18 protein-coding genes and 1 pseudogene are annotated in these 22,855 nt (G+C 73.5%); 15 read left to right on the forward strand and 4 right to left on the reverse strand.

Going from position 1 to position 22,855, the window contains the following annotated elements:
• The first annotated feature begins 25 nt into the window (after positions 1 to 25).
• Positions 26 to 1,345 carry an MFS transporter gene (locus TK50_RS07805; protein WP_241773953.1) on the forward strand — a complete coding sequence of 440 codons (1,320 nt, stop codon included), beginning with the start codon at positions 26 to 28 and terminating at the stop codon, positions 1,343 to 1,345.
• On the opposite strand, the gene TK50_RS07810 is transcribed toward TK50_RS07805, so the two are convergent.
• Entirely contained in the window at positions 1,267 to 1,551 is a 285-nt protein-coding gene (locus tag TK50_RS07810) for a DUF427 domain-containing protein (RefSeq protein WP_043962114.1), read from the reverse strand. The two genes, TK50_RS07805 and TK50_RS07810, sit on opposite strands and share 79 nt — an antisense overlap.
• Before the next feature lie 54 nt (positions 1,552 to 1,605).
• On the opposite strand from TK50_RS07810, the gene TK50_RS07815 reads away from it, so the two are divergent.
• The 11 genes and pseudogenes from TK50_RS07815 to TK50_RS07860 all read left to right on the forward strand — a co-directional run bounded on the left by TK50_RS07815 (position 1,606) and on the right by TK50_RS07860 (position 13,115).
• Positions 1,606 to 3,003, forward strand: a complete 1,398-nt coding sequence (locus tag TK50_RS07815; protein ID WP_043962115.1) for an FAD-binding oxidoreductase — start codon at positions 1,606 to 1,608, stop codon at positions 3,001 to 3,003.
• Positions 3,000 to 4,343 carry a class I SAM-dependent methyltransferase gene (locus TK50_RS07820; protein WP_043962116.1) on the forward strand — a complete coding sequence of 448 codons (1,344 nt, stop codon included), beginning with the start codon at positions 3,000 to 3,002 and terminating at the stop codon, positions 4,341 to 4,343. The genes TK50_RS07815 and TK50_RS07820 overlap by 4 nt, the downstream gene beginning before the upstream one ends.
• Positions 4,344 to 4,419: 76 nt before the next feature.
• A pseudogene (locus TK50_RS35390) lies at positions 4,420 to 4,509 on the forward strand (helix-turn-helix domain-containing protein); the annotation flags it as partial.
• Between the two features lie 9 nt (positions 4,510 to 4,518).
• The gene (locus TK50_RS07825) at positions 4,519 to 4,890 is read left to right on the forward strand and encodes a hypothetical protein (protein ID WP_241773954.1); all 372 of its coding nucleotides are present in this window, start codon (positions 4,519 to 4,521) and stop codon (positions 4,888 to 4,890) included.
• Positions 4,883 to 5,731, forward strand: a complete 849-nt coding sequence (locus tag TK50_RS07830; protein ID WP_043962117.1) for an SRPBCC family protein — start codon at positions 4,883 to 4,885, stop codon at positions 5,729 to 5,731. The genes TK50_RS07825 and TK50_RS07830 overlap by 8 nt, the downstream gene beginning before the upstream one ends.
• A gap of 252 nt (positions 5,732 to 5,983) precedes the next feature.
• Positions 5,984 to 6,217 (forward strand): zinc-ribbon domain-containing protein, encoded by a 234-nt coding sequence (locus TK50_RS07835; protein WP_043962118.1) that lies wholly within the window; start codon positions 5,984 to 5,986, stop codon positions 6,215 to 6,217.
• A gap of 82 nt (positions 6,218 to 6,299) precedes the next feature.
• A complete protein-coding gene (locus TK50_RS34105; protein WP_158499159.1) occupies positions 6,300 to 6,455 on the forward strand; it encodes a hypothetical protein in 156 nt (51 codons plus the stop codon).
• A gap of 145 nt (positions 6,456 to 6,600) precedes the next feature.
• Entirely contained in the window at positions 6,601 to 7,989 is a 1,389-nt protein-coding gene (locus TK50_RS07845; RefSeq protein WP_043962120.1) for an MFS transporter, read from the forward strand.
• Between the two features lie 11 nt (positions 7,990 to 8,000).
• Positions 8,001 to 9,137 carry a hypothetical protein gene (locus tag TK50_RS07850; RefSeq protein WP_043962121.1) on the forward strand — a complete coding sequence of 379 codons (1,137 nt, stop codon included), beginning with the start codon at positions 8,001 to 8,003 and terminating at the stop codon, positions 9,135 to 9,137.
• Positions 9,134 to 10,672, forward strand: coding sequence for a hypothetical protein (locus TK50_RS07855; RefSeq protein WP_043962122.1), 1,539 nt, complete (start codon positions 9,134 to 9,136; stop codon positions 10,670 to 10,672). Before TK50_RS07850 ends, TK50_RS07855 begins: the two co-directional genes overlap by 4 nt.
• A gap of 148 nt (positions 10,673 to 10,820) precedes the next feature.
• Positions 10,821 to 13,115 (forward strand): putative bifunctional diguanylate cyclase/phosphodiesterase, encoded by a 2,295-nt coding sequence (locus TK50_RS07860; protein ID WP_199485981.1) that lies wholly within the window; start codon positions 10,821 to 10,823, stop codon positions 13,113 to 13,115.
• Between the two features lie 490 nt (positions 13,116 to 13,605).
• On the opposite strand, the gene TK50_RS07865 is transcribed toward TK50_RS07860, so the two are convergent.
• Together TK50_RS07865 and TK50_RS07870 are read right to left on the reverse strand one after the other, a co-directional pair.
• A complete protein-coding gene (locus TK50_RS07865; protein WP_043962123.1) occupies positions 13,606 to 15,135 on the reverse strand; it encodes a GntT/GntP/DsdX family permease in 1,530 nt (509 codons plus the stop codon).
• Between the two features lie 49 nt (positions 15,136 to 15,184).
• Positions 15,185 to 16,738 carry a gluconokinase gene (locus TK50_RS07870; protein ID WP_043962124.1) on the reverse strand — a complete coding sequence of 518 codons (1,554 nt, stop codon included), beginning with the start codon at positions 16,736 to 16,738 and terminating at the stop codon, positions 15,185 to 15,187.
• 247 nt (positions 16,739 to 16,985) lie between these two features.
• Between TK50_RS07870 and TK50_RS07875 the strand changes: the two genes are divergently transcribed.
• The 3 genes from TK50_RS07875 (at position 16,986) to TK50_RS07885 (ending at position 19,796) form a co-directional block, all read left to right on the forward strand.
• Entirely contained in the window at positions 16,986 to 18,182 is a 1,197-nt protein-coding gene (locus tag TK50_RS07875) for a hypothetical protein (protein WP_043962125.1), read from the forward strand.
• A gap of 45 nt (positions 18,183 to 18,227) precedes the next feature.
• Positions 18,228 to 18,602, forward strand: coding sequence for a membrane protein insertion efficiency factor YidD (gene yidD, locus TK50_RS07880; protein ID WP_043962126.1), 375 nt, complete (start codon positions 18,228 to 18,230; stop codon positions 18,600 to 18,602).
• 189 nt (positions 18,603 to 18,791) lie between these two features.
• Positions 18,792 to 19,796, forward strand: coding sequence for a trypsin-like serine peptidase (locus tag TK50_RS07885; protein ID WP_144420187.1), 1,005 nt, complete (start codon positions 18,792 to 18,794; stop codon positions 19,794 to 19,796).
• A 247-nt stretch (positions 19,797 to 20,043) separates the two neighbouring features.
• Here the strand turns inward: TK50_RS07885 and TK50_RS07890 are convergent, their stop codons facing one another.
• Positions 20,044 to 22,827, reverse strand: coding sequence for a sigma factor-like helix-turn-helix DNA-binding protein (locus tag TK50_RS07890; RefSeq protein WP_052503659.1), 2,784 nt, complete (start codon positions 22,825 to 22,827; stop codon positions 20,044 to 20,046).
• Between the last annotated feature and the right edge of the window lie 28 nt (positions 22,828 to 22,855).

The raw sequence follows: 22,855 nt of genomic DNA on the forward strand, positions 1-22,855 counted from the left end.
GTGGTCGGGGCCCGAGACTCGGTGCGTGACCCGTACCCGTCGTTTCCACCCGGCCTGGGCCGTGGCGGCCGTCGCCTTCGTCGCGCTGGTCGGCGCGGCCGGCTTCCGCGCCACCCCCTCGGTGCTGCTGCACCCGCTGCACGCCGAGTTCGGCTGGCCGCTGGCCACCGTCTCCGCCGCCGTCTCGGTCAACCTGCTGCTCTACGGGCTCACCGCCCCCTTCGCCGCCGCCCTGATGGACCGCTTCGGCATCCGCCGGGTGGTGACCGTCGCCCTGGCGCTGGTGGCCCTCGGCAGCGGGCTGACGGTCTTCATGACGGCGAGCTGGCAGCTCGTCCTGTGCTGGGGCGTGCTGGTCGGGCTGGGCACCGGGTCGATGGCGCTGGCCTTCGTGGCGACCGTCACCGGGCGCTGGTTCGTCGCGCGGCGGGGCCTGGTGACCGGGGTGCTGACCGCAGGCGGGGCCGCCGGCCAGCTCGTCTTCCTCCCGCTGGTCGCCGTGCTCGTCCGCGACCACGGCTGGCGCGCGGCGGCGCTCGTCGTCGCCGGGGCCGCGCTGGCGGTCGTACCCCTGGTGGGGTGGCTGCTGCGGGAGCACCCGGCGGATCTCGGCGTGCCCGCCTACGGCGCGGCGGAGGTGGTCCCGCCCGCGCCGCCGACGGGCGGCGCGGCGGCGCGGGCGGTCGGCGTGCTGGCCGCCGCCGCGCGGACCCGGCCGTTCTGGCTGCTCGCGGGCGGCTTCGCGATCTGCGGCGCGACCACCAACGGCCTCGTCGGCACCCACTTCGTGCCGGCGGCCCACGACCACGGCATGGCCGAGACCACCGCCGCCGGGCTGCTCGCCCTGGTCGGGCTGTTCGACATCGTCGGTACGGTCGCGTCCGGCTGGCTCACCGACCGGTTCGACGCGCGGCTGCTGCTCGGCGCCTACTACGCGCTGCGGGGCGCGTCGCTGCTGGTGCTGCCGAGCCTCTTCGCGGGCACCGCCGAGCCGAGCATGCTGGTGTTCGTCGTCTTCTACGGCCTGGACTGGGTGGCCACCGTCCCGCCGACGGTGGCGCTGTGCCGGGAGTGGTTCGGCGCGTCCGGCGCGGTGGTCTTCGGCTGGGTCTTCGCCGCCCACCAGCTCGGCGCGGCGTTTGCCGCGACCGGGGCGGGGCTGGTCCGCGACCGGCTCGGCGACTACGCCGTCGCCTGGTACGTCGCGGGCGCGCTGTCGATCGGCGCGGCCGGGCTCTCCCTGCTGCTGCGCCGGCGCGGGCCGGCTCAGTCGACGACCGAGACGTCCTTCCAGAACGCCACCCGGTCGCGGACCATCTCGGCCTCCGGCTTTGGGTCCGGGTAGTACCAGACCGCGTCGGCGCTGCTGCGCCCGTCGTGCTCCAGCGTGTAGTACGAGGCGGTGCCCTTCCACGGGCAGAACGTGTGCGTCCCGGAGTCGCGGAGCACGTCGTCGCGCAGGGCGGCGCGGGGGAAGTAGTGGTTGCCCTCGACCACCACCGTGTCGTCGCTGTCGGCGATCACCAGGTCGTTCCAGACGGCTTTCGGCATGCGCCCCAGGTTAGCGTCCCCACCGGAACGATCGTTCGCGCGTAGAGTGATCTCATGCGCGCAGGCCGTGTGGATCATGCAGTTGACCACGACGGAGCGGTGGACCTGCTGCGGCGGTCGTACGCCGCGGTGCCCGCCGGCGAGACCGTTCGACTCGCCAAACGCACCTCCAACCTGTTCCGCCCGAGATCCGCCCCGAGCGTCCCCGGCCTGGACGTCAGCGGCCTCGGCGGGGTGATCGGCGTCGACCCGGTCGCCCGCACCGCCGACGTGCAGGGCATGTGCACCTACGAGCGGCTGGTCGCCGCGACCCTGCCGCACGGGCTGATGCCGCTGGTGGTGCCGCAGCTGCGCACCATCACCCTGGGCGGCGCGGTCACCGGGCTGGGCATCGAGTCCACGTCGTTCCGGCACGGCCTGCCGCACGAGTCCGTCCTGGAGCTGGACGTCCTCACCGGCGCGGGCGAGATCGTCACCGCCCGGCCCGACGGGGAGCACGCCGACCTCTTCGCGGCCTTCCCCAACTCGCTGGGCAGCCTCGGCTACGCCACCCGGCTGCGTATCGAGCTGGCCCCGGTCCGCCGGTACGTGGCCCTGCGCAACGTCCGCTTCACCGACCTCGACGCGCTGACCTCGGCGATCGGCGAGGTGACCGCCACCGGCTCCTGGGCCGGCGAGCCGGTCGACGCGATGGACGGGGTGATGTTCAGCCCTGGCGAGGCGTACCTCGTGCTGGCGACCTTCACCGACGACGCGCCGCAGGTGAGCGACTACACCGGCCAGGGCATCTACTACCGCTCGCTGCCCCGGCGCACCCGCGACTGGCTGACCACCCACGACTACCTGTGGCGGTGGGACACCGACTGGTTCTGGTGTTCGGCGGCGTTCGGCGCGCAGCACCCGGTCGTGCGGAGGCTCTGGCCGGCCCGGTTGCGGCGCAGCGACGTCTACCACCGCCTCGTCCGGCTGGAGCACCGGCACCAGGTGGCAGCCCGCATCGACCGGCTTCGCGGCCAGCCGGCCCGCGAGCGGGTGGTGCAGGACGTGGAGATCCCCCTGGAGGGCACGGCCGGCTTCCTGCGCTGGTTCGCCCGCGAGGTGCGGATGTCCCCGGTCTGGCTCTGCCCGCTGCGGCTGCGCGAGCCGGCCGGCCCCGGTTCGGCGCGGGCCTGGCCGCTATATCCGCTGCGTCCCGGCCAGAACTACGTCAACATCGGCTTCTGGGGGACCGTGCCGATCACCGGGGGCGCCGCCGACGGCGACGTCAACCGGCTGGTCGAGCGCGCGGTGTCCGACGCGGGCGGCCACAAGTCGCTCTACTCGGACGCGTACTACGACCGCGAGGCGTTCGACCGGCTCTACGGCGGGGACACCTGGCGCGCGGTGAAGGACCGTTACGACCCGGACCACCGGCTCACCGGACTTTACGAGAAGGCGGTAGCGCGAAAATGAGCCTGATTGACCGAGAACAGGGGGCGGCCGACGTCCCGTCCGTCCCGCCGGCCGGGAGCCGGCGCGCGACCCCGACCGTGGCCGACGTGGTCCGTGCCGTCACGGCCGGGGCCCTACCGGTCCGGATCACGGGGTACGACGGCAGCGCCGTCGGCCCGGCCGACGCCGGGATCACCCTGGCCGTCCGCTCCGAGCGGGGCCTGTCCTACCTGCTGACCGCCCCGGGCGACCTGGGCATGGCGCGGGCGTACGTCAGCGGCGACCTGGAACTGGGCGGCGTGCACCCCGGCGACCCGTACGAGGCGCTGCGGGTGCTCAAGGACGAGCTGAAGTTGCGCCCGCCGTCGCTGGCCGAGGGGCTGGCCCTGGTGCGCGGGCTGGGCTGGGAGCGGCTGATGCCGCCGCCGCCCCCGCCGCAGGAGGCCGCGCCGCGCTGGAAGCGGATGGTCAACGGGCTGCGGCACTCCCGCACCCGGGACAGCACCGCCATCTCCCACCACTACGATGTGTCGAACGCCTTCTACGAGCTGGTGCTCGGGCCGTCGATGACGTACACGTGCGCGGTGTTCCGCAGCCCCGACGACACGCTGGAGCAGGCGCAGGCCGCGAAGTACGACCTGGTCGCCGGGAAGCTCGGGCTGAAGCCGGGGATGCGGCTGCTCGATGTCGGCTGCGGCTGGGGCGGCATGGTCCGGCACGCGGCCCGGGAATACGGCGTGAAGGCGCTGGGCGTGACCCTGTCCCGGGCGCAGGCGCAGTGGGCGCAGGCGGCCATCGAGCGGGAGGGGCTGTCGGAGCTGGCCGAGGTGCGGCACCTGGACTACCGGGACGCCCCGCGCGAGCAGTTCGACGTGATCTCCTCGATCGGCCTGACCGAGCACATCGGGGTGCGCAACTATCCGGCCTACTTCCGGGCGCTGGGCGGCCGGCTGCGCGTCGGCGGGCGGCTGCTCAACCACTGCATCACCCGGGCCGACAACCGGGCCCCGCACCGTTCGGGCGCGTTCATCGACCGGTACGTCTTCCCCGACGGCGAGCTGGCCGGCCCCGGGCGGCTGATCAGCGAGATCCACGACGCGGGGCTGGAGGTGCACCACGAGGAGAACCTGCGCCAGCACTACGCGCTGACCCTCGCCGGTTGGTGCCGCAACCTGGTGGCGCACTGGGACGAGTGTGTGGCCGAGGTCGGCCAGGGCACCGCCCGGGTGTGGGGACTTTACATGGCGGGATCGCGGCTGGCGTTCGAGCGCAACGAGATCCAGCTGCACCAGGTGCTGGCCACGCGCAACGGCCCGCGCGGGGTGAACGGCTACCCGCTGCGGCCGGACTGGTCCGCCTGACCGGCGGGCGCTGACGAAAGGGGACGGCCGCGCGGCCGTCCCCTTTCGTCGAACCTATTGACAAGAACTCGCCGAGCCCGGCACCTGCACCGAGGTCGCCGCCCGGCTCGGCCAGACCCCGCAGCGGGTCTACTACCACGTCAAGCAGCTCGTCGCGGCCGGCCTGGCCGAGCAGGTGTCCGAGCGCAAGGTGCGCGGCATCAGCGAGGGCATCTACCAGGCCGCCGCCCGCTCCTACTGGCTCTCGCCCCGGCTCGTCGGCCGCATCGGCGGGCTGCGCCGGGCCCGCGACGAGCTGAGCCTCGGCCACCTGCTCGACCTCATGGAGGAGGTCCAGGCCGACGTAGCGGCGCTGGACCGGGCGGCCCCCGAGCTGCCGTCGATCGGCGTCTCCGGGGAGATCCGGGTGCCCGCCGAGCGCCGGCAGGAGTTCCTCGCCGACCTGCGCACCGCCCTGGAAGACCTGTTCACCCGCTACGGGGGCGCCGAGGGGGACGCCTTCAAGCTCGCCGTGGCCTGCTATCCCAAGGGAGAAGACCGTGACTGAACCGATGACCGTGCGCGCCCGCCTCGCCGCACCCGTCGAGACCGTCCACCGGGCGCTCACCGACCCGGCCGAGCTGCGCGTCTGGCTGGCCGAGCACGCCGAGGTGGAACTGCCCAAACGGTACGCGTTCTGGGGGCGCTACACCCCCGAGGGCGACGCCCCGCACCAGCGGCTGCTGCACGCCGACGAGCGCACGCTGCGCTTCGGCTGGCTGCTCGACGGGGTGGAGACAACCACCGAGTTCACCCTGGAGCCGGACGGCGACGCGACGATCCTCACCCTGCGGCAGAGCCACTTCGACTTCGCCGAGGCGATGAGCGGCAGCACGATCCGGGGCGTGCTCCAGACGTACTGGGCGCTGGCGATCGCCAACCTGGCCGCCCACCTGGAGGGCCGCCAGCTCCTGCCGCGCACCGACTTCACCTCCGCCGACCTGCGCGGGGAGCTGCTCATCGCCGCCCCGCTGGCCAAGGTGTACGAGTCGCTGACCGACTCGGCGCAGGCCAGCGCCTGGTTCGGCTACCCGATCGGCATCGAGCCCTGGATCGGCGGCCGGTACGCCATGGGCGGCTTCGAGTCCGGCTACGCGGCCAAGGTCGTCGACCTGGAACCGGGGCGGCGGATGTCGATCGACTGGGGCCCGACGGGCGTCACCACCTGGGAGCTGGCCGAGTCGCAGGGCAGGACCAAGCTCACCTTCGTGCAGAGCGGCTTCGACGAGCAGAACCCACCGTACGCGGCGTGGAGCGGCACGGTCGCGGGGTTCGGCGAGCTGGTCCGGTTCCACGAGCTGCCCGACTGGCGGCCGATCTGGCTCCCGGACCCGACCCCGGTCTCCTGACGCACCCGACCGGGTAGCGGCGTCAACATAGCAGTAGTGGTGAGCGGCGGCGGGGCGGCTCCCTTGGCCGCCCCGCCGCTTCTGCTGTCGGGTGGTGACCAGCCGCCTAGGCTGAAGATCGTGCTCGATCAGGGATCGAGTGGCTTCCGATGCCGGGCGAGACCACTCTTTCCCGGATTGAGCACGATCTTGTTTCTCCCGTTGGCAGGGATCACAGGTGCAAGGAGCGCGGCGGGTGGGTACTGCGGGGCGATGTTCTTCATATTCGGGCTCCGCACCAAGGTCGACCGGTCGGGCGTGGCGCAGCAGGTGTGCCGCAACTGCGGCAACCACGCCGCCCAGGTGATCAGCCGCCGGTCGACGAAGTTCACCCTCTTCTTCATCCCGCTGATCCCGATCCGCACCCGCTACGCCCAGCAGTGCACCTTCTGCGGCGCCCAGTACGACATCTCCGCCGCCGAGGCCGCGCGCCTCCCGGTGGGCTGATCCGCCGATGGCCCGCTTCCTCTGCTGGCTGATCGGTCGCCGTCCCCTGACCGACGGCCACCCCGTGACCGCCCCTCAGCCCGTGACCGTGCCCGAGGCCACCGTGCCGGAGCTGCCGGCGCGCACCGCCTCCCGCCCGCCCTGCACCCCGGGCCGCCGGCACCGCCGCCGCGCCCGCCGTCCGCTGGCCGGCACCGTCCTGCCCCGCTCGCCCTGGAACCGCTCCGCCGACCGCTGACCCCTGGCCGGGCCGCCGCCCGCTGATCCGACCGCCGACCGCTGGCCCCCGGCCTGCGGCGATGCGCTGTGATCTCCGCCCCGAACCCGGTACCGCCCCGCCGGCGACACCTAGGCTGGGGCCGCCGCGAAGAACGGGGAGAATCGTGCGCAACCATCCGGCCGTCGTGCTGGTCGCCGTCCTGCTGTCCACCATCTCGTTGCCGATCTCGCTGACCGGCGCGTCGGTCGCGTTGCCCGACATCGGCCGCGACCTCGACGCCGGGCTGGCCGGGGTGCAGTGGGTGGTGAACGGCTACAACGCCACCTTCGCCAGCTTCATGCTCGCCACCGGCGCGCTCGCCGACCTGCTCGGCCGCCGCCGCGTCTACGCCACCGGCCTCGCGCTCTTCGCCGTCGCCGGGCTGGCCGGCGCGTTCGTCGACGACATCGTGCTGCTCGACGCGGCCCGGGTGCTCGCCGGCATCGGGGCGGCCGCCGCCGCGACCAGCGCCGCCGCCCTGCTGGCCGGCGCGTTCCAGGGGGCGGGGCAGGCCCGCGCGTTCAGCCTGTTCGGCACGGCCATCGGCGCCGGCCTCGCGTTCGGCCCGTCCATCGCGGGGCTGCTGATCGAGGCGTTCGGCTGGCGGGCCGTGTTCGTCGTCCCCGCGCTTGTCTCCTGCGCGGTCCTCGGCATCGTGCCGCTGCTGCCGGAGTCCCGCCAGCCGCACGCCGGGCGGGTCGACTGGCCCGGCACCGTGTCGTTCACGGCCGCGTTGCTGCTGCTCATCTTCGGCTTCGTGCAGGGCCCCGAGTTCGGCTGGTCCGCCCCGGTGATCGTGGTGGCCTTCGTCGCGGCGGTCGCCCTGCTGGTGCTCTTCGTGCGGGTGGAGCGCCGCCGCGCCGCGCCGATGTTCGACCTGGCCCTGCTCGCGAACCCCCGGTTCGTCGGCGTCTGCCTGGCGGCGGCCACCATCGTCGCGGTGCTGGTGCCGCTGCTGGTCTACCTGCCGTCGTACCTGACGACCGTCGTCGGGCTGAGCCCCGGCGCGGCCGGCGGCACGCTGATCCTGCTCACCGCGCCGACCCTGGTGCTGCCCCTGCTCGGCGGCGCGCTGACCCGGCTGGTGCCGGCCCCGGCCGTCATCGTGTGCTCCGTGGTGGTGGTCGCGGCCGGGGCGGCCTGGGCCACCGTCATCGCCCCGGACAGCGGCACCGCGTCGCTGGCCGGGCCGCTGCTGACGATGGGGGTGGGCATCGGCCTGTCGATCGGGCTGCTGGACGCGATCGCGATCGGCAGCGTCGAGCCGGGGCGGGCGGCCACCGGCGCCGGGATGATCAACACCGCCCGGCTGGCGAGCGAGACGATCGCCATCGCGGTGGTCGGGGCGGTGCTGGCCAGCACCACCGCCGGTCGGCTCGCCGACCCGGGCTTCACCTCCGGCCTGCGTACGGTGCTCTGGGCGATGGCCGGGGCGGCGCTGGCCGCCACCGTCGCGGTGGCCGTGCTGCTCTGGCGCGGCGCGGCCCGCGCCGAACGGGCGCGGACCGCCTAAGGTGGCGTGTCGTGACGAGCACCGCGCGGCGACTGGCCGAGATCCGGGGCGGCGGTGCGCCGCGCCGGCACAACGCCCGGACGATCGCCGCGCTGACCGGCAACCCCGGCTGTGACCGCCGGGCCGTGCTGGACAGCGCGGGGGCCGACAAGCCGGGGCTGGCGGAGCGGGTCGGGTTCCCGGCCCGGTTCGGGCAGTCCCGCTTCGCGATCACCCGGGGCAACGCCTTCGAGGCGCAGGTCAAGGCCGACGGCGGGGCCGAGCTGCTGCGGCTGGTCGCCGAGCGGCTGGGCGTGGACCCGGGCGGCCCGGCGACCTGGACGGACCTGGGCGCGGAGGACCGCGGCGACCAGCCCGGCCCGCCCGACGCCACCGGCCAGCCCGGCCGGGCCGCGCGGTCCCGCGCCGCGCTGGCCGCCGCCGCGCCGACCGGCGCGGACGACCCGGCCGCCCTGTTCGACCACCCGCTGCTCGGCCTCGACGTCGCCGGCCAGCGGGTGCACCTGGAACCGGACCTGGTGGCGGCCCGCCTCGCCGGCCGGTTCCACGTCGTGGAGATCAAGTCGTTCCCGGTGATCGACGGGCAGGCCGACCCGGGCAAGGTGGCCGCCGCCGCGATCCAGTCGGCCGTCTACGTGCTCGCGCTGCGCGAGCTGCTCGCCGCCGAGGGGCACGACGCGGCGCTGGTCTCCTCCGACGTGGTGCTCGTCTGTCCGCGCGACTTCGCCAACCGGCCCGTCGCCAGCCTGGTGGACGTGCGCAAGCAACTGCTGGTGCTGCGCCGCCAGCTCGACCGGATGGCCCGCGTCGACGACCTGCTGGCCCGGCTGCCCGCCGACTTCACCGCCGACCCGTCGACCGACCCCGAGCGGCTGCGCCGGTCGCTGGCGTCGGTGCCGGCCCGCTACGCCCCCGACTGCCTCGCGGCCTGCGAGCTGGCGTACTTCTGCCGGCACGAGACCCGGGCCGAGACGGCCGCGCTGGGCCGGCCCGTCCGCGAGGCGCTCGGCGGGGTCGCCACGGTGGCCGAGGTCCTCGCGCTGGCCGCCGGCTCCGACCCGGGCGCGCCCGGGCAGGCGGAGGCCGCCGCGCTGCTGCGGGCCGCGGCCCGGCTGCGCGCCGACGCCCTGGCCGGTCAGCCCGCATGAGTACGCTGCGCGCGCTCGCGAAGGCCCAGGCGCTCGCCGCCGGGGTGGCGCAGCCGGTGGCCACCGTCCGGCACCTGCACCTGTCGGACCGGCCGCTGGTGCTGGTGCCGTTGACGATGGCGGGCGAGGCGAACGCCCCCCTCGCGGCGCTGGTCGGCGACGCCCCCGACGCGGCCCGGCTGCTGATCGTGCCGCAGCCGCGCAACCGCGACCAGCGGTTCGCGTTCGCCGCCGAGCTGGCCGGGATCGTGCTGCCCTATCTGGACTCGTTCCGGGGCGACACGGAGGCGGTCGCGGTCGACCGGGGCCGCGACGTCCGGCACCGGTACCTCGACGCGCCGCAGCTCGTCGTGCCGAACCCGGGCGGGGTGACGTTCCTGCGGCTGTTCGGCCGTTCCACCCGGTTCCGCCGCGCCGACGGCGACTACCCGGTGCACCCGGCGGTGCCGCTGCTCGGGCGCTGGCTGACGTTCTTCGCCGAGCGGGCCGAGCAGCCCGGCTCGTCGGCGCTGCTGGCGCTGACCGACGCGCTGACCCTGCACTGGGCCACCGGGCAGAGCGCGGTGGAGGACCAGCACCTGCCGGCGGTGCTGGGCTGGCTCGACCCGCCGCCGGGGCTCACCGGGGCACAGGCGGCGGCCCGCGCCGAGGACCCGGCGCGCTGCCCGCCCGCCGGCCCGGCCACCGACCCGGAGTTCGACAACCGGGTGCTCGCCCCGGCCATCGCCGCGTACGCCGCCGCGTACGACGACGAGGCGGCGCGGCGGTCCGCGTACGCGGAGCTGGAGCTGGCGCTGCGCGGCCAGCTCGCGCCCACCTGGGAGCTGGTGTGGCGCGGCCTGGGGCTGCTGGCCGCCCTGCCGCCGGGGGCGCGGGTGGCGGGGCGGTGGGCCGGCGACCGGGACGCCTTCACCGGCCACGCGGAGCACGTCGACGCCGGCGGCGGGCCGCAGCCGCGCCGCGACGGCGCGGTGGCGGCGGCCGTGCGCCTGCACCGGCTGGAGCGGGCCGCGGCCTCGTACGCGGTCCAGCGCGCCTACGACGACCCGCTGGTGATGGCCGAGCACCGGCTCACCGGGGAGGCGTTCGTCGGGGACGTGACGCTCGCCGACCCGGCGCGGGTCGACGACACCGGCAAGCGCCCGGTGCTGCGCCCCCGCATCCAGGTGGTGACCACCGAGCCAGTGGCCGTGCCGGTCGGCGCGACGCTGTACTCGCCGGCCCGGCCCGGGCAGAAGGCGCGGGTGGTGTTCCTGACCCCGGCGGCCGACGGCAAGACCGAGGTGGTGCTGGAGCTCTCCGGCGGGATGGGCCGGGGGCTGACCGCGCCGCCGGGCACGGTGCCGGAGGTGGGGGAGCGGCTCTGCCTCACCACCCTGTCGGACGGGTTCCTGCCGGCGGGGTCGTTCCCCACCCCGGAGGAGACCCCGTGGACGCACGGCGGCCCGCCGGTCGCCGTCCCCGTCCTCTCCGATCCCGCCCCCGGCCCGGCGGCCGGGCCGGCGGACGGCGACCCGGCGGAGGAGTGGGCCTGACCCGTCGCTCCGGTCCGGGGCCGCGCCACCGTCCTCTGTGCACCCGCCTGGCGGCCCGCCCTGCCGCTGGCTACGCTTTCGTGGTTCGCCGTCAATCACCGGTCCTCGCCGTCGAGGGTGCGCGCAGGAGAGAGAGCCGGACGACACTGTGCTGCCCCACGACGCACGTCCCGCCTGCGCCGCTCCCGCCGGGGCGGCCCGGCCCGGCCGGGCCGGGCTCGCCGTGGCCGCGGCGATCCTGCTCGTCGAGCTGACCTGGCTGGTCGCAGCCCTGCCCGGCGCGGCCCTGGTCAGCGACCTCACCGCGATCGCCGTGTCGGGCTGGGCCGGCCACGCCTGCGTCCGGGCCGCCCGCCGGCATCCGCCGCCGCTGCGCCGGTTCTGGGTACTGCTCGCCGTCACCATGGGCCTCGCCGCCCTCGGCCGGACGGTGTGGACGGTCCAGCGGCTCGGCGACGACGCCCTGCCGCACACGGTGCTCATCGGCGCGCTGTTCACCCTCGGCATCGGCACCGGCACCGCCGCGCTGCTCTGCTGCGCCGCCACGTCCCGCAACGTCGTCGGCCGCGCCCGCACCGTGCTCGACGGGGTGATCGTCGGGCTCGCCCTCATCCCGATCGGCTGGGTGGTGGTGTTCCGGGACATCGCCGACGCCGACCTGGCCGACCCGCTGCGCACCTTCGGGCTGCTCTACCCGATGCTCGACCTGATGCAGCTGACCATCCTCGTCGCGGTGGCCGGCCCGGCCCGCCCGATGTGGCGGCCGCTCGCCGCGATCGGGGCGAGCCTGGGCACCCGGGCGGTCGCCGATGCCGCGTACGTCTCCCTGTTCGCCCACGGCAGCTACGCCCCCGGCCATCCGATCGACGTGTGCTGGCCGCTGAGCTACCTGCTGATCGGCGTCGCCGCCCACTATCCGTCGCCCCCGGCCTGGGACGCCGCCGAGGAGGCCGTCGAGCCGCCGCTGCCGCCGTGGTGGCGCGTCGCCCTGCCCTACCTGCCGGTGGGCGGCGCGATCGTGGCGGTGGTGCTGGCCCGTCGGCCCACCGGGCAGACCCCGCACCTGGTCTTCGTCGGCATGATGGCCCTGCTGGGGGTGCTCGCGCTGCGGCAGGGGCTGGCCGCCAACGAGAACCTGCGGCTCGTCGCCCGGCTGCGCCGGCTCGCCTACACCGACCAGCTCACCGGCCTGCCCAACCGGTTGACCTTCACCCGCCGGCTGCGCCGGGCGCTGCGCGACGGGCCCCCGGTCGCCGTCCTGCTGCTCGACCTGGACGGCTTCAAGCAGGTCAACGACCGGTTCGGGCACGTCACCGGCGACGACCTGCTGACGAGCATCGCCGGCCGGATGAAGGCGGCCGTGGCCGACGACGGCACCGTCGTCCGGCTCGGCGGCGACGAGTTCGCCGTCCTCGTCGACGGCGACCGGGAGGTCCGCCCCGAGCACCTGGCCGAACGGCTGCTCGACGCCCTGCAACCCTCGCCCGGCGAGGAGGAGGCCGGCGTGCACCCCTCGGCCAGCATCGGCATCGCCGAGTACGGCCCGCAGCACGCCTCCCACACCGACCTGCTCCGCGACGCCGACATCGCCATGTACGCGGCCAAGGCGGCCGGCAAGTCCGCGTACCGCACGTGCACGGCCGCGCTGCGGGAGGCGGCGGTGGGCCGCGCCGAGCTGATCGCCGACCTGCGCCGCGCCGTCGACGAGGAGCAGCTGCACCTGGAATACCAGCCGATCGTCGACCTGGCCACCGGCGAGGTGCGCAGCGCGGAGGCGCTGGTGCGCTGGCGGCACCCCCGGCTGGGGCTGCTCACCCCCGCCCGCTTCCTGCCCCTGGCCGAGGAGACCGGGCTGATCCTGCCGATCGACCGCTGGGTGATCCACGAGGCGTGCCGGGCCGCCGCCACCTGGCGGGACCGCAACCCGGACGCCACCGTCGCGGTCAACATCGCCGCCGCGCACCTGCGCCGGCCCGACCTCATCGCCACCGTCACCTCGGCCACCGCCGGCGCCGGCCTCGCCCCCCGCGCGCTCACCCTGGAGCTGACCGAGTCGGCCCTGATCGAGGGCAGCGACGCCGTGCTCGACCGGCTGCGCCAGCTCCGCGAGCTGGGCATCCGCATCGCCATCGACGACTTCGGCACCGGCTACTCGTCGCTGAGCTACCTGCACCGCATCCCGGCCACCGAGCTGAAGATCGACCGGTCGTTCGTGGCCCGGCTCGGCGAGGACTCCCGCGCGTACGCCACGGTGGAGATGGTGACCCGGCTCGCCGACGCGTTCGACCTGACCGTGGTGGCCGAGGGGGTGGAGACCGACCGGCAGCACGAGGCGGTCACCGCGATCGGCTGCGTGCACGGCCAGGGCTGGCGGTACGGCCGCCCCACCGGCCTCGCCGGCCTGCGCGCCGCCCTCACCCCGGCGGCCCGCAACCGCACCTGACCCCGCCCGGCTTCCACCCGACGCGCCCCGGCTTCCGCCCGGCGCGCCCCGGCTTCCGCCCGGCGCGCCCCGGCTTCCGCCCGGCGCGCCCCGGCTTCCGTCGCGCCGCCCCCGGCTGTCTGCCTGCCCGTCGCTCGGCTGTCGGCCCGCCTGTCGCCCCGCTGTTGGCCTGGTCATCGCCCGGCGCAGGCCGGGGCTGGTCCATGGTGGATCGGCCTCGGTCCTTCCGGCCTCGGTCCCTCCGGCCTCAGTCCTTCCGGCCCCTAGGGAGCTGAGTCGTTTACGACATCACGGTCGGGCACTGGGCGCGCGCCCGGGTGCTGGGGCGCTTCCGGCCGGCGACCTGTCCGGGGACCCTGATCTGAGTCATCCACGACATCAGCTCCCCAGGGAGCGCGTACCCGATCGCCGGCCCGGGTCACCGGGGAGGCGGCCCACTCGGCGCCCCGCGCGACGACCATCCGAGCCCCGGCCGGCACCGGCGATCAGGTCACAACAGCAGGTCGAGCAGCAGCACGCCCGCGAAGCCGACCACCGAGATGATCGTCTCCAGCACCGACCAGCTCTTGATGGTCTGCCCGACGGTCAGCCCGAAGTACTCCTTGACCAGCCAGAAACCGGCGTCGTTCACGTGCGAGAAGAACAACGACCCGCAGCCGATCGCCAGGGCCAGCAGGGCGACCCCCGGCCGGTCCATGGTCGTGGCGAGCGGGGCGACGATGCCGGCGGCGGTGATCGTGGCCACCGTCGCCGAACCCGTGGCGACCCGGATGCCGACGGCGACCAGCCAGCCCAGCAGCAGCGGCGACAGGCTGGCGTCCTTCGCCGCGTCGGCGACCAGGTTGCCCACCCCGGCGTCCACCAGCACCTGCTTGAACCCGCCGCCGGCCGCGACGATCAGCAGGATCCCGGCGATCGGCGGCAGCGACCCGCCGAGCACCGACGAGACCTGCTTGCGGCTGAAGCCGGCCTGGAAGCCGAGGGTGAACATGGCCACGATCACCCCGGCCAGCAGCGCCACGATCGGGGTGCCGACGATGTCGAGTACCCGGCGGCCCGCGGTGTCCTCGGCCAGGGTCAGCTCGCCGATGGCCCGCAGCAGCATCAGCACCACCGGCAGCAGCACCGTGATCACCGCCGGCCAGAACTTCGGGGCCCGCCGGGCGGTCTCGGTCCCGGAGTCGTCCACCGGCGCGCCGGGGCGGCCCGTGCCCGGGTTGACCAGGTCGTCCTCGGTGAGCAGTTCGCCGTCCACGTCGGCCTGCCGCCGCCCGGCCGCCCCCCGCTCCGCAGCCCCCCGCTCCGCCCCGCCGACGGCGGCCGGCGTGCGGGTGGGCAGGAGCGCCTCGGGAATGGTCGCGGGCACGTACCGGGAGATCATGTTGCCGAAGACCGGGCCGGCGACGATCACCGTCGGGACGGCGATCAGCAGGCCGAGCCCCAGCGTGAGGCCCAGGTCGGCGTTGAGCGACGAGATCGCCACCAGGGGCCCCGGGTGCGGAGGCACCAGGCCGTGCAGCACCGACAGGCCGGCCAGCGCCGGGATGCCGACCTTCATCAGCGACACGCCGGTACGCTTCGCGACCAGCAGCACGATCGGCACCAGCAGCACCACGCCGACCTCGAAGAACAGCGGCAGGCCGATCAGGGCGGCCACCCCGGCCATCGCCCACGGCAGCCCCCGACCGGAGACCCGGTCGACGATGCGGGTGACGATGCCGTCCGCGCCGCCGGACTCGGCGAGCAGGCCGCCGATCATCGCCCCCAGGGCGATCAGCAGTCCCACCCCGCCGACGGTGGAGCCGACGCCGCCGCTGAACGAGGTGACGATCGCCTCGGCCCCCACCCCGGCGGCGACGCCGAGCACGCCCGCGCCGAGGATCAGTGCCAGGAACGGATGGACCTTGCCCCAGGCGATCAGGACCACCACCGCGGCGATGCCCAGCACGGCCGCGACGATCAGTTGGGCGTCACCGGCGTCGGTCAGGGGTTCCGCCGGTGCGGCGAGCAGTGTGACCACGGTTATCACGACCTTCGGACGGCGTCCGTGCCGGCGGCGGCACGGGCGATCACATGGGTGGGGCGGTGGGGGGTGGCTCCGGCGGGAGGCTCGGGGCCAGCCGCCGCAGCGACGTGAACGTCGGGACGAGCGCGTCGTACAGCTCGGCGTGCAGGGGGAGCAGCGCGGCGTACGTGGCGGCGGCGGCCGGGTCGGGGCGTACCGTCTCGTCGATGCGGACCAGGTCGGCGGCGACGTCGACGGACGCGATCAGGCCGAGGGCCTGCATGCCCAGCAGCGCCGCGCCGAAGCTCGACCCCTCGTGCCCGGCGGGGAAGCGCACCGGCAGGCCGAGGGCGTCGGCGAGCAGCTGCCGCCACAGCGGGCTGCGGGCGAACCCGCCGCTGGCCCGCACCTCCCGCACCTCGTTGCCGGCGGACCGCACCGACGCCAGCACCAGGGCGAGCTGCTGGCAGACCCCCTCCAGGGCCGCCCGGACCAGGTGCTCGCGGCGGTGGCCGTGGGTCAGCCCCACGTACGCCCCGCGCGGCAGCGCGCTCCAGTGCGGCGCGCGCTCACTGAGCAGGTACGGCAGCATGATCAGCCCGCCGGAACCGACGGGGGCGCGGGCGGCCAGGGCGAGCAGTTCCTCCTCGGAGTCCTCGCCCAGCTCGGGGGCGAGGGCGTCGCCGGCCCACTGGAGCACGATCCCGCCGTTGTTGATCGCGCCCCCGACGACCCAGCGGTCCTCGGTCAGCGCATAGCAGAACACCCCGCCGAGCGGGTCCACGGCGGGGCGTTCGACCATCACCCGCATCGCCCCGCTGGTGCCGATCGAGCAGGCCACCACGCCCGGCCGCACCGCGCCGAGCCCCAGGTTGGCCAGTGGCCCGTCCCCGGCGCCGACCACGATCGGGGTGTCCGCCGGCAGCCCGGTGGCGGCGGCGTACTCGGCGGTGAGCCCCGGCAGGACCGTGGTGGTCGCCACGAGCTGCGGCAGCTGCTCCTCGGTGATGCCCGCGATGCGCAGCGCCTCGGCGTCCCAGGCGCGGGTCTGGATGTCCATCAGGCCGCTGGCGGACGCGACCGAGTGGTCGGTGACCAGCGCCTCGCACAGCCGCAGCAGCACGTAGTCCTTGATGCCGACCCAGTGCGCGACCTGCTCGAACAGCTTCGGCTCCTGCTCGGCGAACCAGACCAGCTTCGGCAGCGGCGCCATCGGGTGCACCGGGGTGCCGGTGCGCCGGTGCAGCGCCAGCCCCGACCGGGCGGCGCGCAGCCGTTCGGCCTGTCGGCTGGCGCGGGAGTCCGCCCACGTCACCGACGGGGTCAGCGGCTGCCCGTCGGGGTCCAGCCCGATCAGGCTGTGCATCGCGGTGCTGAACGACAGCCCCGCGACCGGCCCGGGCAGCTCGGTCACCACCGCGCGGACCGTCTCCACGACCGCGTCGAAGATCAGCAGCGGGTCCTGCTCGGCGTAGCCGGGCTGCGGCTCGTCCAGCGGGTAGCCCACCGAGTGGCTGGCGAGCTGCCGCCCGTCGGTGTCGTACGCGACGCTCTTGGTGCTGGTGGTGCCGATGTCGACCCCGATCACCACGCGCGGGTGCTGGTCCGGGTCGGCCACGGCTCCTCCTCGGCGTCGGCGGTGCCGGCACGCCCGCCGCGCCCGGCTGCGGAAGGCGATACCCAGTGATCCACCTCCCCACACGGTCCCCGGCAGGGAACATGAATCGACGCGCTGTCATCCACCCACCGTGCTGTTTGGTCCACCGATCGGGTGATTAGCCTGTTTTGGCGGGTCCGTCTGGTTCGTCGCTGCCGTTGATCCCGGTGACACCCCGGTTGGTGGCTCGCGCGGCGAAGGAGTCGGCGTGGCGAAGACTGATTCGACGGGTTTTACCTGGCGGCCTTCGGCGGCCCCCACGTGGCGGTACCGGTGGGCGCACCGGCAGAACGAGCGGCGGCAGCGGACGTACCGCGACGCCGAGCGGGCCTGGCGGCGACGCGACGACGAGCTGCGGCGGCTGCGCGCGGCGGCGGCCGACTTCGGCCGGCAGGCCACCGCCGGGGCCGGCCTGCCCCTGGAGTTCGCCCCCGGCGAGCGGGTGTTCTGGGCGCTGCCCGCCGTGCAACTGGTCGAGCTGCGGCACACCGCCGTGCTCCCCGCCCCCGACCTGTGCGTCGACCCCGGCCGGTCCGCGCTGCACCACCGCCGCCCCGACGGGGTCAAGGTCACCGATGCCGGCCTCGCCGTGCTCACCGACCGCCGCCTCGTGCTGCTCGGCGGGCGGGGCCGGCGCGACTGGGCGTACGGGAGGATGACCGGCCTGGCCCACGACCCGGCGGCGCCGGTCACGCTGATCCAGGTCCTCGACCGGCGGCGCACCTCCGGCCTGCTGCTGCCCGCCGACGCCGCCGCGGAGTTCCGGTTCACCCTCACCCTTGCCTTCGCCGAGGCCATCGAGCAGCGGGGCGCGGTCCTGGCCCAGCTCGACGAGCTGATCGCCGAACACGACCAGACCCGGCCGTTCCGCCCCGCCATCGCCACTCCCGCGCAGGCCCGGATCACCTCCCTCGTGCCGGGCGGCCGGCGTACCGTCGCGGTGGCCGCCGCCGCGGCGCTGCTGGTGCCCGTGGCGCTGTTCGAGTCGGACCCGCCGGTGCGGCCCGGCTCGGACGTCGCCGCCGCCGCCACCGCAGCGCCCACCCCCGGGGCGGCCGTGCTCCCTACCGCCCGGCCCGGCCCGACGGCGTCGCCGAGGCCGCGGCACGGCACCGCGTCGTCCACCGCCGCGTCGTCCACCGCCTCGCCGCCCGCCGGTCCGCCGGCCGCGAAGCGCGACCGGCTCTGCGGCGCGCCGGCCAACCCCTTCGGGTACGACTACTGCGGCGGCTCCCGCATCCGCCGGCCCGACGTGCGGGTCTGCGACTACTTCGACTGCGGGCAGGACTTCTGGGCCGGCACGGGCTATCTGGTGCAGTGCCGCGACGGCGCGCTCACCCTCACCGGCGGGCGGCCCGACGTCTGCGCCGCCCACGAGGGGCTCCGCCGCACCGTCTGGTCCTGACTCCTCCGTTCGGTCAGGTGGCGCGCGTGTCGCACCATCGTCGGCATGCTCAACCTCAAGCGGGACCGCCACCGCAAGAAGAAGCGGCGCGGCGTCGACTCCTGCACCGACTGCGACTGCGACGGCCCGGACTGCTGCGACTTCGGGCTCTTCTCGTTCCTGCTCACTCTCGGCTCGGTGGCCGCCGGGGCGACCCGCGCGCCGGCCGTCGACCGGGCCGGCCGGGCCGCGATCCTCGGCTACCGGCGGTGGCTGTCGCACCGCTGGCCGGGCCAGTGCCGTTACACCCCGACGTGCAGCGCGTACGGGCTGGCCGCCGTCGAGCGGCACGGCCTGGCCGTGGGCGGGCGGATGGCCGCCGAGCGGCTGCGCCGCTGCAAGCCGCACGTGCCCCGGGGCACCCACGACCCGGTCCGCTGACCGCTTCTACCCGGACCGTGGGCATCCGCCGACCGCCCCTACCGGACCTTGGACAGTTGTCGTCCGCCGGTGACTGAATAGTCCGCCGGTGACGACAACTGTCCAAGGTCTCGTTGTCACTCCGGGGCGTGCGCCGCGCCAGGCGTCTGGCGAACCAGTTCCTGACATTTCGTTCCTACGCTTCCCGCCATGACATCTGAGCCAACTTCTGGCTGGCGCAGCCGCGCCGGCGTCGCGGGCGCGATCACCGTGCTCGTGACGACCACCCTGGCCGGGACCGCCCCGCAGCCCGTGGCCGCCAAGCCCGGTCCCGTCGCCACCCACGCCGTGGCCGTGACCGCGGCGGAGCAGCAGGCCGTGCTGGCGTACTGGACTCCGCAGCGGATCGCCGCGCTCAGGACCCCGTCGGCGGAGGTGCCCGCCGTTTCCAGGCCGGACGGCGCGCCGTGGACGCGGGCGAACGCCGTCTCGCGTACCGTCGGCAGGCTCTTCTTCACCGACCACGGCGAGGACAGCAGCTGCACGGCGACCGTGCTCGACAGCGCCAACCGCAGCACCGTGGTGACCGCCGCCCACTGCGTGAACAACACCGACCTGATCGGTGAGGACAACCAGTGGTCGAGCAACGTGCTGTTCGTCCCCGGCTACCGGGACGGCCGGGCGCCGTACGGCATGTTCGTCGGTCGTCTCTCGGTGGCCCCCTCGACGTGGCTGCGCAACGACCAGATCGAAAGCCTCTACGACTCGTACGACCAGGCGTTCGTGGTGCTCCACCCGAACAGCGACGGACGCCGGGTGCAGGACGCCGTCGGCGCGGCCCAGCGGATCGGTTACGACGTGCCCGGCGCGCGGGTGGTGCACCAGTTCGGCTACCCACGGGCCAGCTCGGACAAGGCCCGCGAGGGCCTGCCCGAATACACCGGTGAACGCCTCGCCTACTGCACGGGCCCCGCGGTGGAGCAGCAGGCGACCGAGGACTGGCCGGAGCCGCCCGGCCAGTGGGGCACCGAGTGCGTGATGGGCGGCGGCTCCAGCGGCGGCCCGCGGTTCGCGGACTTCGACCGCCACACCGGGCTCGGCGTCGTGGTCGGCGACAACTCCCACGGCTGGCTCCCCGGGAAGCGCTACCTCGTGGGCCCGCAGTTCACCAGGACGATCACCCAACCGATCTTCCACCGGGCGCAGCACAGCTGAGCCAACCAAGCGGGTAGGCAGGGCGCGGCGGCCTACGGTTGATGCGGTCACAGGGCAGCGAGGCGGGCGGGCTCATCCTGCCGGCTGGTCACAGCTCTTCACCCGACGAGGAACAAGCGATGGCTGACGGTCTTCCTACGGGCTCCTGACCGGACGTCGAGGGCCGCCATCTCCACTTCCGGGTGGGGATGGCGGCCCAGTTGGATATTTCGAGCGTCCCGCGACGGGTCACCAGCGACCCTCCACATCAGCCCTGCGGTCCTGCTTGCGCACGCAGAAGCCGGGTCGTGCTCCTGTATCTTTCGGCCTCTGCGCTGCCCGTCGGGAAGTACTCGACGAGGCCCATCGTCGAGTCATCAGGGCCGAGAATCGACACCGAGCGCTCCTCGGCCGCCGCTTGGGTGATGCTGGAGGCTTCCCGTTCGCGGATCCAGCAGACGGCCCGCTCTCCATGCTTCCATGACCTGACTAATTTGACGTTCGCTCGGAACTTCAGGGCTTCGTAGCTGTCGTCGACGTATCTGGCCCAGCCTGTCACGTCTTCTCCGTCGTGTACCGGAACATCGGCATGCAGTTGATAAGCCAGCACAGCGGCCTCCGCTTCGTGTGGCCGGACCCAACCGACGCTGCGGTATCCCTCTGGAACCGACACCCAACCGATGCCCGATGAGAGCTGATCATCGTCCTGATCCGCAGATCCACTGTCGCTCAGTCCTTCCACGTCTCTGTCTTCGTCTTGTGCATTGTCCTGAGCCGAGCTTGCGGCTACGTCAACTGCGTCGCCGGATCCGCTGTGCTGTCCTGTCCTGGTATCGGCGCGATCAGGACTTCCTGCCGGGTTCGCCCACCGATGCCTGGGGCGTGTCCAGACCTGCTCAAGGAGCCCCGCGAGGTCGTCGTCACCTCGCTGTCGATAGGCTGCAAGAATGCGTCGGGGCTTCGCGTCGGGGGGAAGACCAACTGCTTCGGCGAGCGCCATCCTCGCCTCTTCCGGCGTCCCGACTTTCTCCGCTCCGATCAACGCCACAGCCTGGTCCAGATGGTTGGCCTCCTGGCTGGCAGAATCCTTGACGGAGACGTTGAAGCGACCGTATGGACCGAACTCGAGAAAGGCCGTTTGTCCCTCGCGTGCTTCGAGGCGGTCCAGAAACCGCTTGATGGTGCCGCTCGCAGGCTGCAGTCCCGTCCATCGGATGCTCTGGGTGCCGAGGTCCGACTCCAGCTCCACCACCTCTCCCTGCGAGCATCCAACGAGTTTGGCCACGCCAGAGGGGACAGGAAAGCCGGAACCACGAAGGTGGTCCCGGGTGATGGTAATGCGAAACTTCCACCAGTTGTCGTGCTGGAAGAGGCGGCGGGTGGCAGCAGGGGTCTTCCGCGGTGCGGCGGGCGATTCCCGGCGTCGCACAATGCCCTGCACAATCTCGTAGTCGCCGTTTCCGGCGTACGCCTGCACGCTGCTGGGTGACACGTCGAAACGGCCGGTGATGGACTCGATCAACCGGCTGACTTCGATTTCGCCTCCCGCCGCAGCGAGCTCCAGGCCGATCTGCTGCCGGATGGACGTGTACTCCTCCACCTCCCAGCTGGCTAGCCCCCACGTCGCCCGGTCTGTCCTGACGAAGCGCTCGTCCTCGCCCAGCTGATTGACGAGGCTACGAATGCTGTTGTCTCGTCCTATATGCCGCTGCAGCTCGTCGACGTGGAGAGGCTCGCCCATTGCTGCCAGGAGCCCTGCCGCGTGGTCGTTGAGTGATCGGATACGGGTCAGGATCTGTTTGTTGTGCAGCGTGTAGCCGCACCAGGTCAACCAGTCGAGAAGCTCATTTCCAGGCATGGCGGTGGCTGCGGTGACTGCGGCGAGGTCAACCACACCATGCTCAGTTGCGAAATCCTCAAGCAGCGTCCGTGTCTGCTCGCGGGCCGAATTGACGTCGGGCGTGGCAGCCCATCCGTCGGTCACCTCGAAGTAGTCATCCAGGCGGTCCAGTACAAGCCAGAGCGGTACGTTGATGCTTGGAACGTCGCGGGCAAGATCAGGGTGCAGCGTGATCAAGCGATCAAGGGCAGCAATCGGTTGGATCTCAGCTCGGAGACTGGCGAGGAGGTTGCCGATGCTGGTGCCAAAGTGGAAGGTCCGGGTGAGCAGTTCCCTGATCTTGTTCTCGATCTGGCGCACACGTTCGCGTGAAACATCGAACTCGCTCGCAAGCTGGGCGAGCGTCTTCGGGGGCCTGCCGAAAAACCTGTCCCGCAGGATGCGCAACTGCCGGTCATCGAGTTCGGACAGGAGTGCGGTGAATTCGAGGACGGGATCCGAAGTTCCGGTCACTAGGGCGATGTCTCCGGCGGTCAGCGAGTTCAGCCGGAGCGCCACCTCTTGGATCTGCTCAGGCGCGCCGTCCTCGATGATGACCTTCAGTAGGGGCTGCTCGCCGCGTTGTCGAATATGATGCCACGCTGCCAGTTGCCCAAGGTCCTCAAGCAATTGAGCCTGTGCAGGGGGCAGCGCCGTCGCCGACATAGGACCCGTCTGATCATCGTCAACTCGGAGATCTCCGTAGGTCAAGTCACCCGAGCGGATGATGGCGGCTGATACGAGCGCGGAGATGACCTCCTCGACTGTGCCTTGGCCCGTGCCACGGACGTCATACAGGTGCCTGACTGACATTGACTCCAGGTCAGAGAAGGTCTGCACCTGAAGCCTCTGGAACGCGGTCTTGGCCCGAGCTCCTGTCGATAGGGCGGACAGGAGCAAGCTGCGGGGGACCGTCGGAAAGCTTGGCCCGAAAGCCTCGTCCGAGTGGCGCACCAGGAAGAGCCGGGCAAGGTGACGACAGAGGGCCTCGTGCTCGGCCGTCATCGTCGTGACCGCGGGTGATTCTGTGAGCCACCAGTCTGGGGAGGGAGTGAGCTCGATGAGCTCCCGGGCGGTTGCGGGAGTGTGATGAGTGAGCCAAGGCAGCACCTGGACCCAGGATGCGTCGTGGTACGCCTCGGGAGGGAGATCGCCGAATGGTGCGCTGGTCACAGGGCTCCTCTGATACTCATTCATTACC

Source organism: Micromonospora haikouensis (assembly GCF_000876225.1).
Taxonomy (GTDB): Bacteria; Actinomycetota; Actinomycetes; order Mycobacteriales; family Micromonosporaceae; genus Micromonospora; species Micromonospora haikouensis.

Excerpts from the sequence above, each read along its gene's own strand:
- TK50_RS07810 (WP_043962114.1), bottom strand. The coding sequence starts at position 1,551 with ATGCCGAAAGCCGTCTGGAACGACCTGGTGATCGCCGACAGCGACGAC.
- TK50_RS07815 (WP_043962115.1), top strand. The coding sequence starts at position 1,606 with ATGCGCGCAGGCCGTGTGGATCATGCAGTTGACCACGACGGAGCGGTG.
- TK50_RS07820 (WP_043962116.1), top strand. The coding sequence starts at position 3,000 with ATGAGCCTGATTGACCGAGAACAGGGGGCGGCCGACGTCCCGTCCGTC.
- TK50_RS07835 (WP_043962118.1), top strand. The coding sequence starts at position 5,984 with ATGTTCTTCATATTCGGGCTCCGCACCAAGGTCGACCGGTCGGGCGTG.
- TK50_RS07855 (WP_043962122.1), top strand. The coding sequence starts at position 9,134 with ATGAGTACGCTGCGCGCGCTCGCGAAGGCCCAGGCGCTCGCCGCCGGG.
- yidD (WP_043962126.1), top strand. The coding sequence starts at position 18,228 with ATGCTCAACCTCAAGCGGGACCGCCACCGCAAGAAGAAGCGGCGCGGC.
- TK50_RS07885 (WP_144420187.1), top strand. The coding sequence starts at position 18,792 with ATGACATCTGAGCCAACTTCTGGCTGGCGCAGCCGCGCCGGCGTCGCG.